Origin of the sequence: Halorientalis brevis (genome assembly GCF_042678165.1) — an archaeon.
GTDB classification, from domain to species: Archaea; Halobacteriota; Halobacteria; order Halobacteriales; family Haloarculaceae; genus Halorientalis; species Halorientalis brevis.
On record NZ_JBHUDJ010000003.1, the window covers coordinates 517,064 to 534,574 of the forward strand.

The 17,511-nt window shown below is 65.7% G+C and carries 13 protein-coding genes; 5 read left to right on the forward strand and 8 right to left on the reverse strand.

The genetic code is table 11. The features are described 5' to 3' along the window. Positions 1-93 precede the first annotated feature (93 nt). Positions 94-567 carry an Lrp/AsnC family transcriptional regulator gene (locus tag ACFR9U_RS09770; protein WP_247374143.1) on the forward strand — a complete coding sequence of 158 codons (474 nt, stop codon included), beginning with the start codon at positions 94-96 and terminating at the stop codon, positions 565-567. On the opposite strand, the gene ACFR9U_RS09775 is transcribed toward ACFR9U_RS09770, so the two are convergent. After that, positions 564-1,580 carry an amidohydrolase family protein gene (locus tag ACFR9U_RS09775; RefSeq protein ID WP_247374141.1) on the reverse strand — a complete coding sequence of 339 codons (1,017 nt, stop codon included), beginning with the start codon at positions 1,578-1,580 and terminating at the stop codon, positions 564-566. The two genes, ACFR9U_RS09770 and ACFR9U_RS09775, sit on opposite strands and share 4 nt — an antisense overlap. A gap of 102 nt (positions 1,581-1,682) precedes the next feature. Here ACFR9U_RS09775 and ACFR9U_RS09780 point away from each other — a divergent pair, with 102 nt between their 5' ends. The 4 genes from ACFR9U_RS09780 (at position 1,683) to ACFR9U_RS09795 (ending at position 7,855) form a co-directional block, all read left to right on the forward strand. Further along, positions 1,683-2,003: a hypothetical protein gene (locus tag ACFR9U_RS09780; RefSeq protein ID WP_247374130.1), complete on the forward strand. Its 321-nt coding sequence runs from the start codon at positions 1,683-1,685 to the stop codon at positions 2,001-2,003. Positions 2,004-2,197: 194 nt separating this feature from the next. Then, a complete protein-coding gene (locus ACFR9U_RS09785) occupies positions 2,198-3,685 on the forward strand; it encodes a proton-conducting transporter transmembrane domain-containing protein (protein ID WP_247374127.1) in 1,488 nt (495 codons plus the stop codon). After that, a complete protein-coding gene (locus ACFR9U_RS09790; RefSeq protein ID WP_247374124.1) occupies positions 3,675-6,110 on the forward strand; it encodes a DUF2309 domain-containing protein in 2,436 nt (811 codons plus the stop codon). Before ACFR9U_RS09785 ends, ACFR9U_RS09790 begins: the two co-directional genes overlap by 11 nt. 257 nt (positions 6,111-6,367) lie before the next feature. After that, positions 6,368-7,855 carry an outer membrane protein assembly factor BamB family protein gene (locus tag ACFR9U_RS09795; protein ID WP_247374122.1) on the forward strand — a complete coding sequence of 496 codons (1,488 nt, stop codon included), beginning with the start codon at positions 6,368-6,370 and terminating at the stop codon, positions 7,853-7,855. Between the two features lie 36 nt (positions 7,856-7,891). Here ACFR9U_RS09795 and ACFR9U_RS09800 read toward each other — a convergent pair whose 3' ends face one another. From ACFR9U_RS09800 to ACFR9U_RS09830, 7 genes are all read right to left on the reverse strand, one after another. Beyond that, a complete protein-coding gene (locus ACFR9U_RS09800; protein WP_247374120.1) occupies positions 7,892-9,556 on the reverse strand; it encodes a phospholipase D-like domain-containing protein in 1,665 nt (554 codons plus the stop codon). A gap of 103 nt (positions 9,557-9,659) precedes the next feature. After that, on the reverse strand, positions 9,660-10,532 hold the full coding sequence (locus ACFR9U_RS09805) for a hypothetical protein (protein WP_247374118.1): 873 nt from the start codon (positions 10,530-10,532) through the stop codon (positions 9,660-9,662). Between the two features lie 104 nt (positions 10,533-10,636). Further along, positions 10,637-13,675 carry an FAD-binding and (Fe-S)-binding domain-containing protein gene (locus ACFR9U_RS09810; RefSeq protein WP_247374116.1) on the reverse strand — a complete coding sequence of 1,013 codons (3,039 nt, stop codon included), beginning with the start codon at positions 13,673-13,675 and terminating at the stop codon, positions 10,637-10,639. Between the two features lie 41 nt (positions 13,676-13,716). Beyond that, entirely contained in the window at positions 13,717-15,393 is a 1,677-nt protein-coding gene (locus ACFR9U_RS09815) for a HEAT repeat domain-containing protein (protein WP_247374102.1), read from the reverse strand. Between the two features lie 351 nt (positions 15,394-15,744). Further along, entirely contained in the window at positions 15,745-16,047 is a 303-nt protein-coding gene (locus tag ACFR9U_RS09820; protein ID WP_247374100.1) for a hypothetical protein, read from the reverse strand. 418 nt (positions 16,048-16,465) lie between these two features. Further along, on the reverse strand, positions 16,466-17,161 hold the full coding sequence (locus ACFR9U_RS09825; RefSeq protein WP_247374098.1) for a protein sorting system archaetidylserine synthase: 696 nt from the start codon (positions 17,159-17,161) through the stop codon (positions 16,466-16,468). A gap of 64 nt (positions 17,162-17,225) precedes the next feature. Then, the gene (locus ACFR9U_RS09830) at positions 17,226-17,501 is read right to left on the reverse strand and encodes a hypothetical protein (RefSeq protein WP_247374086.1); all 276 of its coding nucleotides are present in this window, start codon (positions 17,499-17,501) and stop codon (positions 17,226-17,228) included. Positions 17,502-17,511: the final 10 nt, after the last annotated feature.

The window sequence follows — 17,511 nt, forward strand, 5'->3', positions numbered from 1 at the left end:
TCGAGTGTCCGGTACGCAGGCCCCCGCAGAGAACGCGGCGGCGTACCCGAGCGACATCAAAAGGTAAAGTGCCTCTGTCTCGGAGACACTGGTATGGCCGACGAGGAGATCGACGACGTGGACAGGGCGGTTCTCTACGCACTCCAGGAAGACGCTCGGAACATGTCGTCTGGAGACATCGCGGAACGGACCGGTACGTCGGACAGCACCGTCCGCAAGCGCATCCAGCGTCTCGAATCCGACGACGTAATCAAAGGATACAGCGCGAACGTCGACTATCAACGGTCGGGCTATCCGCTCCGCATGTTGCTCTATTGCACCGCTTCGATCCCCGAACGCGGCGACATGATCGCCGAGATTCTGGAGATCGACGGCGTCGTCTCGGTCCAGGAGCTAGTTACCGGCGAACAGAACCTCCTCGTGACGGTCGTCGGCGAGTCGGACAGCGACATCACGCCCGTGGCACAGGAACTCCTCGACATGGGACTCACGGTCGCCGACGAGGTACTCGTTCGGAGCCACGAGACGACGCCCTTCGGCAAGTTCGATTCCGAGAACGACGGCTAAACGACGACTCGTTTGACGTCCAGTCCGGTCGCGCGCCGGACGACTGCCCGTATCGGATCGACCGCGCCAGCCAAATTGTCCGAGTCACCGTCGAGAACAGTGAGCGCCGCCCGCCGGCCGGGGGCGATGACGCCACAGTCGAGCCCGGCAAGCTCGGCACCCGCCGTCGTCGCCATCCGGAGCACTTCCCGCGCTGTCACGTCGAACCGCTTCGCCGTGTACGCCATTTCGCGAAACATCGACGGGGAGTTCAACATCACGTTGTCCGTTCCGAGTGCGACCGTCGTGTGGTCGAGTAGCTCCCGTATCGGAGGGGTTCCGACCTCGAGAACGGTGTTCGCGCGCGGACACACGGCGACTGGAACCGACTGCTCCGCGACTCGGTCGAGGTGCTCCTGTTCGGCGTGTACCATGTGGACGAGCAGCTCCGGCTCCAGGTCGAGCGCCGGATGAATGTCGGTCGCGTCCGGTTCGCCGGCGTGGATGGCAAAGGGGGCGTCCCGTTCCTCGCACGCAGCACGCTGTTCACTGAAGTCGTCGTCGTTCGCGCCGGACGCTCCGTACCCGTCGGCGACGTCGAGGACGGATTCGGCTCCGCTCCCGAAGATAAACGGGTCGACGTCTACCGGCCGTGCCGCTTCTCGGAGCGCGCGTGCGCCGGCGGTTCCGGACTCTCGAAAATCCAAACAGGCGATCGTCCCGGTTCGCTGCATGTATCGAAGGGTCCGACGCATGGCCGTCACCAGATCGGACCGATCGGCAGCCGCCAGTTGCCGGTGTTTCAGGCTATCCGGCGGTGCGACCGCCTCGTCGAGCGAGAGCCCGACGGCCGCTTCTTTCGCGACGGAATCTCCCAGGTGCGTGTGGGCGTTGACGAACGCCGGCAGTACGACGTCGGTCGATGCCGTCTCCGCCTCCTCGATCGCCTCGATCCGACCGTCCTCGATGACGACACGACCTCGGATCGGCTCGAACGACCGCCCGACGAGAACGGTCCCAGCGATTTCCTTCATACGAAGATCTCGGATCAGGTAACGATATGGTTTTTCAAATCGATATATCGAACAGTTCGGTAATTTTACTTTGGCACGGGGCCTGATCTGTCCCGGGTGCCGATGGTCGATACTGACGCGCGCGAACGGAGGAGGTCACCTGTCGATGAGCGGGGCCTCTTCGCGGAATCCACACCGCTGCGGACGGTGTGGTATCGACTCGTCGAGTACAACGTCAGCCGCCAGGTTCAGTACCTCCAGCAGGTACTCCCGCCGTCGGTCACGATCGCTGGCTACGTTCACGATCAGGACGGGGCGTACAGTTCGTTCCCCGACAATCGGTATCTGGTCGCGCTCGACGGTGAGACCGACCCGTCTCGGATCAGGACGTTGCTCCCCGAAGACACTTCGGTCCAGGTCGCGAGTCTCTTGCATTATTCCTAACTGTTAGATCTCCTCGCGCAGCCCGAGCCACACAACCATAATGTTCTATAATAACGAACTCTGCGAACACTCTGGTAATATAGATAGCTTTAATAGACGTATTGTTCGTAGATGTGGGTAGCAACGACCGATAGTCGAGGTCGCGGGTCGGTTCGGCCCGCTGACACGGCGGTCGGTCGCAGATAGATCAAACGATGACAGGAGACGAACAGGCGACGACCGTGGGACAGCTTCCAACTCCGACGACCGAGCAGGCGCGTCTGCCGGCGCTGTTGACGCGACTCGTGTGGCTGCTGTGGATCGGAAGCGTCGGCGCGTTTACCGCCCATCTCTGGAGCGGTGAGGCCTGGGCAGTCCCCGGACTCGTGCGAATCGACGGACTGACGGTCGTGATGTGGGTGACGGTCACCTTCTTCAGCGGCATCGTCCACAGCTATTCGCGGCGCTACATGGCCGGGAGTCGCAGTATCGACCAGTTCTTCGGCCGTGTGTTCGCGTTCACGCTCGTCGTGATGGCGCTCGTCGCGGCTGACAACCTCCTGGTGTTCGGAATCGCGTGGCTCGTGATGGGGCTCGTGATGGCTAGTCTGATCGGCCATGTCGACGGGTGGCCACAGGCACAGGCCGCAGGGTCGCTCGCGCGTCGGTACTTCCTCGCGGGGAGTGCGTTCCTGGGAGTCGCGCTCGCGACGCTGTGGTGGACGACCGGAGCGACGACCATCTCAGGGGTCGCGTCGGCTGTCGGACCGACGTCGTCGACGGCTGTGCTCGTCGCCGCCAGTGGGCTCGTGCTCGCGGCGATGATTCAGTCGGCGCTCGTTCCCTTCCACACGTGGCTGCTCTCGTCGATGACGGCACCGACGCCGGCCTCGGCGCTGATGCACGCTGGCTTCGTCAACGCGGGTGGGATCCTCCTGGTGCGTTTCGCGCCGGTCGTCACCGTCGAGTCGGGATTCATGCTCGCGGTCGTGCTCGTCGGCGCGGCGAGCGCGCTCGGCGGGAAACTCCTGAAGACCGTCCAGACGGACGTCAAGGGAACGCTCGGGTGCTCGACGGTCGGTCAGATGGGCTTCATGATCATGCAAGCCGGGCTCGGATTCTTCGGGGCCGCCATCACGCACCTCGTCCTCCACGGGTTCTACAAGGCCTACCAGTTCCTCGCGTCGGGAAGCCAGGTCGCACACGAGAGCCCGGCGAAGGCGAAGCCGACCGGCGCTGCTGGCGTCGTCGGCGTCGCCGTGATCGCTGCCACTGCTCTCGCAGGGGGCGTCCTGTTTGCCGTCCTCACCGGCAAGGGCACCAAGCTGGGCAGCGGCCTCCTGCTCGTGTTGCTCGTCGTCCTGACCGTGCTCCACGCCGCCCGCGACGTCGTCACGGACGCCTCGGTGCCGGCTGCGATCCGGTACGGTGCGATGCCGCTGGTGGCCCTACCGGCAATCGCGGTCTACGCGGCGGTCTACAGGCTGATCGAAGGACTTCTGGCCGGACTGCCTGCGATCGGCCAGCCGGCTGAACTGACCGCGATCCACGGTCTCGTCGCCGCCGCGTTCGTCGTGGCGTATCTCGCCATTGAGAGCGGTGTCTACACGCACAGCCACCGCCTGTACGTCGCGCTGGTGAACGCGACCCAACCCTCGTCTGAAACCCTGCTGACATCTACGGAGGACTACAATGAGTACTGAATCCGCGATCGACGAGAGTATCGACGCAGCAGCCGACGCGGTCGGATCCGTCTGGCCGCTCCACTCGTTCGTGACGGCCAACCCGCTGGCTGGCTACGAAGACCAGCCGTTCCACGAGGCCGTCGCGGACGCTGAACGAGTCCTCGGCGGCGAGGGCTATCCGAGCGCCGACGTGTTCTGCCGGGCGCTCGAATCCGGCCAGATCGACCGCGAAATCATCTCGGACAAGCTGACTGAGCACGGCTACGAGGCCGATCCCGAGTCGTCGCTCGCGGAGATGGACGCTCCGGACGCAGGAGCGACGCCCGACGCGACGACGACGGCCACCGACCGCGTGGTGGACGCCGTACTGACGAAGTGGCTCGCGGCCTTCCTCGACCAGGGAGAGGCGACGTGGTCGATGCCGAACCGCGAGCAGGGCTTCTACGACGCGTTCAGGACCGTGGCCCCACACGACGGTGACGTCCCGAACGGGAGCGCACTCGCGGATCTTCCCGACCAGCCGGTCGACGCGATCCGCGACCGTCTCGCGGCGTATCCGGTCGGGGAGTGGCAGGACATCTTCGAGTACCACCTGTCGGCGCTCCCGGGCTGGACGGGATATCTCAAACAGCGTGCGGCCGACGGCGACGATTGGCAGTCGGCGTACCCGATCACGCTCACTGGCTATCTCGCGGTGCGCCTGGCGCTCGCCGAGGCGTTCGACGCACCGATCGAACCGCCAGAGGGGTTCGACAGCGAGGCCGACGACACCGGGTCCGACGAGCGGGTCCCTCTCCCCGAGGTCTGGTTGAGCGCGTGGGAAGCGACGTACCGCTCGGAGCTGGTCGAGTCACTTACCGAGACCAGTGCGTCGGTGGCCGAGTCCGAGAGCGCCGACCGTCCGGACGCCCAGCTGGTCTTCTGTATCGATACGCGCTCGGAGATCATCCGCCGCCACATCGAAGCCGTCGGCGAGTACGAAACCCACGGCTACGCCGGGTTCTTCGGCATTCCGATGCGCTACGCCGGATACGACGCTGACGTGACTGTGGACGCCTGCCCGCCGATCCTCGACCCACAGCACCGTATCGCGGATCGTCCCGCGAAGGGAAGCGACGCTGGACAGGCAGCCTACGATCGCTGGCAGCGCACCGTCGAGGCTGGGCAGAGGGTCATCAAGCGTCTCAAGTCCAACGCCGCGACGGCGTTCAGCTTCGTCGAGAGCACCGGCGTCGGGTACGGCGCCGCGCTAACCGCACGCACACTCCTTCCGGCGCGCGTGTACGATCTCCTCGAGGGCGCCGACGGGTGCGTCCCCGACGACCACGAGGTCTGTGAGCCCTCGGTCGACTACAACCCGGATTCGGTCCACAGCCTCCGCGAGGGGCTCACGCTCGACGAGAAGGTCGAGTACGCCGTGACTGCCTTCGAACTGATGGGCTGGGAGCAGTTCGCCCGCGTCGTCGTCTTCACCGGCCACGCGAGTCAGACCACCAACAACCCCTTCGATTCGAGTCTCGACTGCGGCGCCTGTGCCGGCAACCCGGGCGGCCCGAACGCTCGCACGCTCGCGGCCATCTGTAACGACGACGCGGTAAAAGCTGAACTTCGCGAGCGCGGAATCGACGTTCCCGAGGACACCGTCTTCGTCGCCGGCGAACACAACACGACCACCGACGAGATCGAACTGTACGACGGTGACGTCCCGGCGTCCCACGAGGACGACGTGGAACAGCTCCGTGCGGACCTCGCAACCGCTCGCGCCGGCGCGGCCACCGAACGCGCAGGCGACATGGGTGCCGACGCCGACTCGGCCGTCCGCGAGACCGAGCGCCGCGCCGCAGACTGGGCGGAGACGCGCCCCGAGTGGGGACTGGCCGGGAACGCCGGGTTCGTGGTCGGCCCCCGCGAACTCACCGACGGGCTGGACCTGGACGGGCGGTCGTTCCTCCATTCCTACGACTGGACGACCGACCCGGACGGCGACGCCCTCGAAGCGATCGTGACCGGCCCCATGATCGTCACCCAGTGGATCAACACCCAGTACTACTTCGCGGCGGTCGACAACGCGGCCTACGGGAGCGGGTCGAAGGTGACCCACAACCCGGTCGGGAACGTCGGGGTCTACCAGGGCAACGGGGGCGACCTGATGACCGGGCTCCCGCTCCAGTCCCTGATGAACGCCGACGACGAACCGTACCACCAGCCGCTTCGCCTCTCGACGGTCGTCCACGCGCCGGTCGACCGCGTCACCGACGTCTTGACCGACCACGAAGAGGTGATCGAACTGCTGGACAACGACTGGCTCTCGCTGACGGTCGTCGACCCGACTCAGGGTCACAGTGCTTTCCACTACGAGGAGGATCTGGAGTGGACGCCAGTGTCCGAACAGACCGAAGCATCCCCGGAGATGCCGACCGCTTCCGCTGTCGCGGACGATTAACTCTCTCTTCGGTCCGGAAAACGTCGGTGGGCTGTTCCGACCCTGTTTCTGATCGCTGATTCGTTCGCGACCACGCAGTACACGGCCGCTAAACCTACTGTAGTCTCACCACTCGACCCCTGTATTTGTTATAGCGGCATGCGATTCATAGACGGTACGTCAGCAGACATCCGGCCTGGCCGGTGGAACACCTGCGATCCGCCCTAGTGGACAGACGGCCCAAACTGTTAATTTACAATAGTTAGTATAGTGTAAATATGGATGCGATGCAGCCCTCCAGGCGAACAGTGCTGCGGTCGATGGGGTGTGTGGGTGTTTTCGGTATCGCCGGTCGGGCGATACAGGGGACACGTGCCCAGCAGGCCGACGCCGAGTCGTGGCCCAGGCCACGATACGACGCGGGTCACTCCGGCTATGCCCCGAAGAACACGGGCCCAGAAGGGGAGGTGGCGGTCGCGTGGACGCTCGACGTCGAGTCGTGGCGAGCGTTCCAGCCGGTGATCGTGAACGGGAACTGGATTCGGGAAACGGCGGACGGGGCGGTCAGCGCGAACGCGATGGCTGACGGAACCGAGCGCTGGTGGGTCGAATTCGACGCCGAGTCGGTCAGCGTTCTGTCGGCGTTCGATGGAACCGTCTACGTCCAGATGGCGTCCGGGAACGATCCCGAGAATCCGACGTTGCACGCTCTGTCTGCGGCCGACGGTAGCGAACAGTGGCAACGTGCAGACGGCGCCACTGCGATCGTGGACGACGTTGCGTACCGGACAGCCAACGGCCTCGTCGCGACGGCAACCGAAGACGGACTGGGTCGATGGCGGACCGATGGGCGGTTCTCCTCTGTTTCGGTCGGGGACGGAACGGTCTACACCGTCGGCGTTCGAGACCCGGAGACTCACCCCAGTAAGGACGATGAGGCGGTGTTTGCGTTCTCGGCCAGCGATGGTTCTCAGCAGTGGACGTTCGAGCCAGACGGGAAGGAAGTCTCGACGGTCGTCGTACGGGGCGACACCGTCTACTTCGAGACCAGCGCGAGCCTGGTGTACGCAGTGGCAGCCAGTGACGGGACGGAACGCTGGAGGACTGTCACCAGCGCCGGAACCGCCCCGGTCGTCACGGACGACACTGTCTACGTCCAAAATTCCGAGCGACTGTCGGCCTTGTCGGCAACCGACGGGAGCGAGCGGTGGCGGTACACCGCCGAGATCACCGGAACCAGTCCGATCGTCGTCGGTGACACTGTCTACGTCGGCACCGCCGAGGGGCTCTTCGCGCTGGCCGTCGATGATGGCTCCGAGCGGTGGCACTTCGAGACGAAGTGGCCGGTCAAACAGTCGCCCGCGGTCGTCGACGGAACCGTTCTCTTCGTGACGCGGGACCCACGACCGCAACCGGGCGGAACGGTGTACGCCCTGTCCGGCACGAGGTCGACGTCGTCGCCAACCCCGAGCACGACGACCTCGTCGCCGCCGTCGACGACGACACAGACGACGCCCGCTCACGAATCGACCACAGAACCGACGACTGCTCCCCGAACGACGACCCAACAGACGGACTCCGATTCGTCTTCGTCGACTGATACGGTCACGGCGTCGACGGCGAGTTCGCCCGCAGACGATCAGCCGGCCACTGTCGTGACGGAGACGGCGACCACCGACGAGGACGGCCCCGGTTTCGGCGTCCTCTCGACGCTTGCCGGCTTCGGCGTCGCTGGGTGGCACATCCTCTCAGACAGCGACGAATAACTCTCTGTAGGCCCGAACTTGCCGTTTCCCGGGTCCTTACACCTCTCTTCCCGATCCGAGACCTGCCCTCGCATCGTCGCCAGCCTCGAACTGGATGCGGCGGCCGAGTAGCACGGCGACGAATAGCCCGACCACGAGGGTGCCGATCAGCCCGAGCGGAAGGGTCCAGTCGCCGCCTTGCCAGTCCGCGTCGAACACCGCTGCGTAGTATTCCGCGACGTCTGCCCCCTCTAACAGGAGCATCACTTCCCGGTTCTGGCGCGCGGAGTGATTGTTCCAGTTCAGCGATCCAACGAGGACCTGCTCGTCGTCGATCACGACGCCCTTGGCGTGGATTTTCTCGAAGCGTCCCCTGGGTGCCGCCATTCGTGCCTTCAGCGGGATGTTCTCCTGAGCCGCCCGGTCGTTGAGCCACTGGATCAGGCGTCGATTGTCTTCGGCGACGTACCAGGCGCTGCTGAGCAGGATTCGGACGCGAACCCCACGTCTCGCGGCCCGAAGTGCGGCCTGCAGAAACGGCTGGCGGCGACCTCCGATCGACATCTGCTCGACCCGCACGGATTCGGAGGCGTTGTCGATGAGTGCGACGAGCCGCCGCTCGGCGTTGTCCGGTGCGCGAAGCAGTTCGATCCGCTCGGCGGTCACTCGTCGCGAATCGAACCGACTCGGGTACGTCTGGTTTGCAGGCGGAGCCTGGGGGGGCTCGAAGGTTCGTCCCTGGCGGTAGTCCGGCCAGGGGAGTGCGTCCCGCCAGGTCGCGTCAGCGCGGAACGTCTCTGCCAGACCGGTGACGACACGGGGGTCCGAGACGACGACGCCCCACCCCCGGCTGGCGTGGCCGCCGGTTCCGGCGGCCTTCCAGTTTTCCGTCGTCACCAGGGCCCTGTCGTCGACGACGGCGTACTTGGCGTGGTGAAACTCGTAGCGGGCTCGGTCCCCGCCGAGGACGGTGACGGTGACGCCCTCGGCGACGAGTCGGTCGAGCGCGGTCGCTTCGCGCCGGGTGAGTCCACCGACTGGACTGCTATCGACGAGCACCTGCACGTCGACGCCACGGTTTGCGGCGTTCGAGAGCCGGTCGACGATTCGCTGGGCGGTCAACGTGTACCCCGCCAAGCGGATTCGGTCGTCGGCAGTCCCGATCGTCTCGGCGGGAACGTCGCTCCCGTCCGGGAGCACGAACGCACGAACCTGGCCGCCTGACCCCGAGACGACGGGGAAATTCGTCGCACCGACGGACTGCCACTGGAGACCCCGAGCGGTCGCACGTCCCCGTTCACCTTCCGGTGCATCGGTGTATCTGACCGAATCGACCTGGGTCGATCCCCGTTCGAGCGTCAGTCGTTCGCCGCTGTTCGCGAGCTGCAGGCCGGGTGTGAGGTGGACGACTCGACGTGACGTGAGGTTCCGGGTGCGGTTCGGCGCCATCGAGAGAACCGTGTGATTTTGCACGGTGACGTCTGGCAACTGGACGCGACGCTCGCCGTCATCGAGCGACCAGTTCCGCAGCGATGTGGGCTCGTCGACCTGGAGAACGACGAATTCGCCGGCGTCGCCGTCGGCGACGGGATTCGGGTAGACGCCGGCGATGCGAACTGTTCGGTTGCCGTCGGCGGGGTGAGCGCTGGCCGGGGTGACACCGGCGATCGCGAGCACAGTGAGGAGAGCGAACGCCGTGAGTGCAGCGGTTTTCGACACCACACGGGCGAGTGGTCCCGTTTCTGGTCATAAACCTTCGTCCGCGATATAGAATGCTGTCGGGTGCGGGTCGCCTGGAACGGACGGCGCAATCGACGACGAGCGGCTACGGCCCCGCAGTCAGGCTGTTTCGTAGCTCTTGCAGTGACTGCCGGATCTCGACGATCAGGTTGTACTTCGAGATCGCAATCGACTGAGCGGCTGATTGCGGTGGAACCGAGTTGATCTCGGCCTGCGCTTTCTGTTGTTGGACGGTGAGCGAGTTGTCGAACTCCTGCAGTCGATCGTACAACTGCTGGACGTTCGGTTGCGTCGTGGGCTGCTGTGGCTGACCCGGTTGTCCGCCGGGGGCTGGTTGCCCCTGCTGGGTTGGGGGCTGCCCAGATCGCGCAGTCGGTTGGCCGGTGGCGGCCGTGGGGGCGCCGGGTTGTTGCGGTGGCCCGCGTTGTGGCGTCGGTTGCTGTGCCGGCCGTCCGTACGGTTGCTGACTGGGCTGGGTGGTGGGCGGTGTCGCGGCGCGTCCTGGCGGTGAGGGGCTCCCCTCCGGTCCGGCACCTGTGGGTTGGCGCGGGTCTCGACCCCCTGTAGCCTGCGTCTCGCTCGGTGCCTGGGGCTCCGGTTGCGGTGGCGTTCGTCCGGTCGGTTCCGGCGTTTCGGTCGATGGCTGCTCGGCTTCCGGCCGTCGTCGGAGCCTGTCGATGAACTCCCATTCGCCGTCGATGGCGTCCGTTCCTAACTCGTTGCGATACTTCTCGACGAGTTCCGGGTGGTAGGCGTCCCTGATCTCGTCGATGTCGATCTCGTCTTCGTCTTCGCCTTCGAGTGCCCGTCGGAGGTCCGAGGCGTACCCTCGCGACGAGTCGGTCAGATCGCTGACGTCCGTCGTTTTCCCCTCCGGGCCGACCGCCATCCAGGCGTTGATGAGCCGCTGTTTCTTCGAGAGTTCCGCTTCGAGTTCGTCCACGTCGCGATTAGCCATGCTGGGGCTGTCCACCGCTCAGCGCTTCGTTATACGTTGCATAGGGTGAACTAAGCCTGAGCAACTGGAACGCACGGACGCACGTCGGGACGGACCCCCGGAATCTACCGGGCGAGCGCGTCGGCGACTTTCTCGACCGGATGCGGTGGCTCCGCGTCAGCGTCGGGTTTGTCGCCGAGTTGCGTCCGGCAGGACGCCCCGGGGGCGACGACGACGTCGCCCGAACTCGCGTCGACCTGGTCGAACAGGATCGAACCGATCGCTCGACTCATCGAGTAGTGTTCAGTTTCGTAGCCGAACGACCCTGCCATCCCGCAGCAGCCCGAATCCAGGGGGTCGACGGCGTAGCCCGCGCGGCGGAGCACGCCGACCGCGTGGTGGTCCTTCGTCAGCGCTTTCTGGTGGCAGTGACCGTGATAGGTCAGCTGTTCGTCCGGCGCGTCGAAGGCGATGGCGTCGTCGAGCCGGTGGGCGTCGACGTACTCCAGGACGCCGTAACTGTTCGCGGCGACGCTGTCCGCGTCGTCCGAATCGAGCAGATCCAGGTAGTCGGACTGGTACATCACGGCGTCGGACGGCTCGACGGCGACCACGTCCCAGCCGTCCGCGACCTTCGGCGCCAGCGTCTCGACGTTCGCTGCGGCCGTCTCGCGAGCCGCCTCGAGGAATCCCTTCGAGAAGGCCGCACGGCCGCTGTCGCTGACGCTCGTCGGAACGTCGACGTGGACGCCTGCTGCTTCGAGGACTCGAACGGCCGCTTTTCCCGCTTCCGGCCGGCTGTAGTTCGTGTAGGTGTCCGGGAGCAACAGTGCGCGGTGGTCGGCCTCGGTCGCCGGGACGGCGGGGTCGTGGGCCTCGAACCAGTCGACGAACGTCGACCGTCGGAACGTCGGGAGCGACCGCTCGCGCGCGATACCGAGCGTCTTCTCCATGACGGTTCGCATCCCCGGGAGTTTCGGCAGCCAGTTCGAGAGCGGTGCCAGGCGACTGCCCAGCGCGGAGAGGCGGTCGACGTTTGCGAACAGTTTGTCCCGGCTGCTCGCCCCTTCGCGCTGGTGGTACGCGTGCGTAAGCTCGGCTTTCAGCTTCGCCATGTCGACTTCGCTCGGGCAGTCTTTCGCACAGCCCTTGCAGCCGATACAGAGGTCGAGGATCTCGGTCACGAACTCGTCGTCGAACTGTTCGCCGTCCGGGAGGTCACCGGCCATGGCTTGCCGGAGCATGTTCGCGCGACCGCGCGTCGAGAGCGATTCCTCGTTGGCTGCACGGAACGTCGGACACATGACGCCGCCGGTCGTGTCCTGGTGGCCGCGGCAGCCGCCACAGCCGTGACACAGCTCCGCCATCCCCTCGAAGCCGTTCTCGGTGTCCCACTCGAGCGTCGGTTCGAACCCGGGATCGAACTCGTACTCCGGCGAGAATCTGAGATCGGCCGTCATGTCCGTCGGGTCGTCGTCGCGGAAGACGACCTGGCCGGGGTTGAGCAGCCAGCTCGGATCGAACGCCGACTTGAGGTCCTTGAACGTCTCCCAGACGTCGTCGCCGTACAGTTTGTGGTTCCACTGCGTACGCGCGCGACCGTCACCGTGTTCGCCGGAGACGCTGCCGTCGTACTCGACGACGAGGTCCGTCGCCGCGTCGGCGATGGCTTCCATCGTCTCGACGCCCGGGTCCGTTTTGGTGTTGACGAGCGGTCGAATGTGGAGGACGCCCGGCCCCGCGTGTGCGTAGAAGCTCGCGTAGGTGTCGTGATCGTCAAGCACGTCTTCGAAGTCCGCGACGAACTCGGGGAGGTGTTCGGGCGGGATCGCGGTGTCCTCGACGAAGGCGATGTGTTTCGCGTCCGTCGTCCGACCCAGAAGGATCGGCAGTCCGGACTTCCGGAGTTTCCAGAACTGCTCGCGCTCGGCGGCGTCGTGGGCTTCGTCGGCCGACACCGCACGGGCTGGCTCGCCGGTCGCCACGCCGCCGTCGGTCGGCGTCGCCTGGGTGTCGGTTCCCGGTGCCCGATCCGCCAGCAGGTCCGCGACCTGCTGACGGCCGTCTTCGTCGTCGTCGGCGTAGAACTCCACGAGCAACACCGCACCGGTCCCTTCGGGCACCATCTCGTCGACGAGGGTGCCGAACTCCTCGGTCTCGCGGGAGAGATCCAGCAGGACGTCGTCCAGTACCTCGACGGCCGCGGGGTCGTGCTCCAGGATCGCTCCCACGTCCTCCATCGCGTCGAGCAGCGTCTCGTATCGAAGCAGTCCCATCGCCTTCGTTTCGGGAATCGGCTCCAGCGAGACCACGGCTTCGGTCACGATCGCGAGCGTCCCCTCGCTGCCGGCGATCAGTCCCGGCATGTCGACGACGCCGTCCTCGCGTGCGCGGTCGACGACCCAGTCGAGATTGTATCCGGAGACGTTCCGTTTGAGGTCGGGATAGGCGGCTTCGATAGTGTCGCCTTCGTCGTCGATGACGCGCTGGACCTCGGCGTAGATGCGGGCCTCGAGGTCGCCGTCGGGATCGGCCCGCTCGCCGAGTTCCGCCACCGACAGCTCCTCGAACCTGGTCACGGTCCCGTCGGCGAGGACGACCTCCAGTTCGTCGACGTAGGCGTCGGTCTTCCCGTACTTCAGCGAGTGTGCGCCGGTCGAGTTGTTCCCGATGGCGCCTCCGAGGACGCTCTTGTCGCCCCACGCGGGGTCCGGCGCGAACTTCAGATCGTGGTCGGCCAGCGCTCCGTTGAGGTGGCCGAGCGTGATTCCGGGCTGGGCGCGCGCCTGGCGCTCGTCGGGATCGACGGCCAGCAGGTCGGTCATGTGGCGGCTGGTGTCGAGGACGACGGCCCGGTTGACCGTCTGGCCGGCCAGGCTCGTCCCGCCGCCCCGAGGCAACACTGGAATCTCCCGCAGCGCGCAGTACTCGACGACGGCTGCCACGTCTGCCGTCGAGGTGGGGAACACGACGCCGATGGGCGTCACCTCGTAGATGCTGGCGTCGGTGGCGTACAGCTCCCGGGAGTACTCGTCGAAGCGTACCTCGCCCTCGACGCGTTTGTCGAGGTCCCTGACCAAGCCCGATCGGGCGACGTCGCCACCGGCGTAGTCGTAGTCAGCACGCCGGTCGACTGCTGGGTCGGCGTCGGGCGCAGGTGTCATGTCCGGGGTTTCGACACCGGACGCGAAAAACGGTTGGCTTTCTAGGCCGCGGACTCGGTCGTTGCCTTCTCGGCTTCGACCTGGACGATGTACGCCGTGTCGTCGGTGTACGACGCGACGGCGTCACGTGCGCGCTGCGTGCCGATCTGGTTGAGTGCCCACGCGGCACTCGCGCGAACCTCGTCGGCGTCGTCGTCGGCGAGCACGTCCGCCAGCGGCTCGATCGCGCGGGTGTCGCCGATGAGGCCGAGCGCTCGGGCCGCGGTGCTGCGGACTTCGGGGTTGTCGTCGACGAGTTGATCGGCGACCGACTGCGTGGATTCCTCGCTGCCGATGGCGCCGAGCGCGCGGAGCGTGGTCTTCCGGAGCGCCACGTCTCCACCCTCGACGTAGTCGGCGATCGTCTCCAGTGCGGCCTCGTCGCCGATCTTGCCCATGATCTCGATGGCGTCCTTGTTACGCTTGGTGGCCAGCGGTTCCAGCGCGTCGAGGGCTTCCGGCGGCGCGATCCGGCGCAGCGTGTCGAGGATGTTCTCCTCCATGTAGTCCGAATCGAACGTCTCCAGCCCGAGCAGGATCATCTCGATGGCGTCGGTGTCGCCCTCCTTGTAGGCTTTCTCGTGGAGCATGATCGCGTTCCACTCGGCCGGGAAGTCCTTGCGGTTCTCGGATTCGAGCGGCTCGTAGAACCCTTTCCGTTCGAGTTGCTCTCTGACCGAGAGATCGGTCCACTGCTCGGCGGCGTCGAGGTCGTCGGTGAGCGTCTCGGCACTCTCGAGCAGCGTTTCGATTGTCCCCTTGTCGTCGTCCGGGTCCAGGTCCGTTTCGTCCACGATTCCGCGGACGTTGGACAGTGCCGCAGCCAGGTCGTCTGGACTGTCGCTGTCCGGCTCGAACGTGTCCACGAACTGGCTGCCGGCGAGATCGAGGAACTCCTCGACGGCGACGGCGGCGTCGTCGGCGCCCTCCGGCGTCCAGTCGCCGTCGGTCAGCGTCCCTTCTGCCGCCTCGATCTCGTCCTGGACGTCCTCGCTGTACGGGCCGCGCTCGTCCTCGACGGCGCTCCGGAGGTCGTCGATGCGGCCGAGCAGGTCCTCCTGTGCGTCCGCCTCTTCAGGCACTTCGGAGGCCTCGACCTCGTCCTCCACGGCGTCGAGTTCGGTCTCGATCTCGTCGAGTTCCGACTCCAGTTCCGCGTCGTCGAGTTCTGCCTCGATCTCGTCGAGTTCGGCCTCGAGGTCCCAGACGGTCGGGTGGTACTCCTCGGGCATCTCGCTGTCGAGGTCCGCGACCCGGCTCTCGAGTTCCTCGCGTTCCTCGGCGTCGGCCGGGATGTCCGAGTCCTCGACGTCAGATTCGACGTCGGCGAGGTCCGCCTGGAGAGCGTTGATCTCCTCGGTGGTCTCGACGGCGTCGATCTCGGTCTCGATCTCGTCGAGGCGGCCCTCGAACGACTCTGCCGCCGGTTGCCACGCCGGCGGGAGTCGGTCGCGAAGCTCCTCGATCCAGGATTCGAGCGTCTCGCGCTCCTCGGCGTCGGCAGGAACGTCCGACGCGTCGAGCGTGCTCTCGATGTCGTCGAGTTCCTCCTCGGCAGCGACGATCTCTTCCTTCGTCTCGACGCCGTCCTCGACCGTCTCCAGAACGTCGTCGAGTCGCGCGCTGAGGTCCTCGACGACGGGTTGCCAGTCCGGCTCGTCGTCGTCCCCGATGAACATACCTAAACCTGCGAGAGTCCCCACAAAAGGCGTTTCCATTCCACTTTTTACTTCGGGGGGTTTCCTCGGCCCGTTCGGGCCTGCGGGAACCCCCCTCGTAAAACCTGGACTAAAACTGCTCGGCGCGAAGCAACTGGCTTCGCGCCGAGGGAACCGCCTCGCGACGCTCGGCGGATGCTCGTGCGTCCCCGATCGAGACTCTCGATCGCTCCGTCAACTCGCTGGTCGTCACGACACCGTGCTGAGTAGCAGGAGCAGAGTTAGTGGCAATGGTCTATCAGATGGAGAGGGCCGACTGCATATAGCACCGTATTCGTCGAAGCGGAGTTGGTGTCTGTGTTCGTCCACTTACTAATTGGTTGCAATTTTCTGCGCGGCTGCAGAGAGACCGTCGTGATAATTGAGGAAGTGACTCTCACCTTCGATGTCCCACTGACCGTCACCGGACCCGACCGCGTCGTGGACTACTGCTCTTCCGTTGTCAGTGTGGACCCGGATTACTTGCAACTGTTCGCCTTCTTCGACGGAGTCTCGCTCGTCAGAATCAGTCGTGAACGCGACCATCGTGGAATCCTCTAATTCGTCGATGAAGCGGATGGTGACGTCGTGATTGTCTGCGATGGTGCGCGCAGCGTCTTCGATAACCTTCAACATATCGGATTTTTGGTTGGTTGGTGAGGCACTAAGATGCTTCGGTGAATCCGGGAGTTCGCGTGAGAGGGAAACTCACCCCGGTTTGAGCTGATCTGAGGGCGAGTACCGGCTCCCGGCATATCGCGTTGAGGAGCGCGAGGATGACCAGACCAACCCAGATCCCGGCGGCAGCGAGCAACCGGATCGGTCGGACCAGTCGCTGGCGGTCGGTTCGACCGACGGCAGCGCAGGTTGGTTCTTCCACGGTCTTCACCATCCGTAGAACTGGTCAGACTGCCTATGACAGTTGGTATCGGTTCTCAGCCCCAGGGAATACGTTTCGGAGCTGTATCGAACGCTCGGTCGGTCTCGGCTCCCGACTTCCCTGTTCCGTCGCGAGTAGTGGCAGCGAAGTGAGGGTATCCGAGCGGGAAACGGGTTAGACGAGGTAGCGTCGGTAGAACCACGGCCCGATGAGGTAGAGCACGGCCATGAACAGCAGCGCGCGCGGGAACAGGCGGTTGAACGCCGTCGGCGCGACGATCGCGCCCAGCTGAATGATCGCCATGCCCATGACGTGACTCACCTTGAGGTCCGGGTACGTGATCGTCGTGACCATCAGGTAGGTGAAGGCCGCGGTGAGTGCGACCAGCAGGGCCGCCTGCTGGAAGCCGGCCAGGTAGACGACAGCGAGGATGGTCGCAGCGAGCGTGGTCTGGACGCCCTCGGTCGAGTCGCTCCCGATGTCGTAGGCCGTGTACATTCCGAGCCGGACGACGCCGGCACCGACGAACAGCGCCGGAATCAGGAAGGACGCAGCGAGTGCGAGCGGCGGATCAGCGGTCGTCAGCGTCAGTCCCCACTCCTGGCTGGCGACGCTGAAGACGAAGACGGCGGGCGCGACGCAGAAGGAGGCCACGTCGGCCAGCGAATCGATGAACTCGCCCACCGGCGTGCCGCCGTACTTCTCGGCGATGACGCCGTCGAGGCCGTCGGTTCCGGCTGCCAGGAGGATCAGGCGCGCGCCGAGGCTGGGGTCGATCGTCGCGGCGACGGCGGCCGCAAAGCCGAGCGCTGCGTTTGCGACGGTCATCGCGTCTGCCGGTCCCAGCCGGCCGACGAACCGCGGCTGCATACGTCCCGGTCCGCCCACCGCCGTCTTAGTCGGTTCGATACGGTCCCGTCACGGCGTCGTCACCTCACCCGAGCAGGAGCATGACGCTCGTCACGATGAGTCCGAAGCCGGCGACGGTCCCGAACACCGTCACCAGTCCGAGCAGCGGCCGGTCCCGGTCGGCGTCGAAGCCGTAGCCTCGTCCCGCGAGCGTCACGGCCCCGACGGCAGCGAGCACGACGCCCGTGACGACGCCGAGCGCGGCGAGCGGGGGAATCTCGTGGCGCAACTGGACGGCCGCGACCGCCACCAGAACGACGGCGAGCGCGATCGATCCGTAGCCGAACGTGTCCGATCCCATACTCCGTCGA

What these genes read in the sequence shown, in the direction of transcription:
- ACFR9U_RS09770 (WP_247374143.1), top strand. Translation starts at nt 94, where the DNA reads ATGGCCGACGAGGAGATCGACGACGTGGACAGGGCGGTTCTCTACGCA.
- ACFR9U_RS09775 (WP_247374141.1), bottom strand. Translation starts at nt 1,580, where the DNA reads ATGAAGGAAATCGCTGGGACCGTTCTCGTCGGGCGGTCGTTCGAGCCG.
- ACFR9U_RS09780 (WP_247374130.1), top strand. Translation starts at nt 1,683, where the DNA reads ATGGTCGATACTGACGCGCGCGAACGGAGGAGGTCACCTGTCGATGAG.
- ACFR9U_RS09785 (WP_247374127.1), top strand. Translation starts at nt 2,198, where the DNA reads ATGACAGGAGACGAACAGGCGACGACCGTGGGACAGCTTCCAACTCCG.
- ACFR9U_RS09790 (WP_247374124.1), top strand. Translation starts at nt 3,675, where the DNA reads ATGAGTACTGAATCCGCGATCGACGAGAGTATCGACGCAGCAGCCGAC.
- ACFR9U_RS09795 (WP_247374122.1), top strand. Translation starts at nt 6,368, where the DNA reads ATGGATGCGATGCAGCCCTCCAGGCGAACAGTGCTGCGGTCGATGGGG.
- ACFR9U_RS09805 (WP_247374118.1), bottom strand. Translation starts at nt 10,532, where the DNA reads ATGGCTAATCGCGACGTGGACGAACTCGAAGCGGAACTCTCGAAGAAA.
- ACFR9U_RS09810 (WP_247374116.1), bottom strand. Translation starts at nt 13,675, where the DNA reads ATGACACCTGCGCCCGACGCCGACCCAGCAGTCGACCGGCGTGCTGAC.
- ACFR9U_RS09815 (WP_247374102.1), bottom strand. Translation starts at nt 15,393, where the DNA reads ATGTTCATCGGGGACGACGACGAGCCGGACTGGCAACCCGTCGTCGAG.
- ACFR9U_RS09820 (WP_247374100.1), bottom strand. Translation starts at nt 16,047, where the DNA reads ATGTTGAAGGTTATCGAAGACGCTGCGCGCACCATCGCAGACAATCAC.
- ACFR9U_RS09825 (WP_247374098.1), bottom strand. Translation starts at nt 17,161, where the DNA reads ATGCAGCCGCGGTTCGTCGGCCGGCTGGGACCGGCAGACGCGATGACC.
- ACFR9U_RS09830 (WP_247374086.1), bottom strand. Translation starts at nt 17,501, where the DNA reads ATGGGATCGGACACGTTCGGCTACGGATCGATCGCGCTCGCCGTCGTT.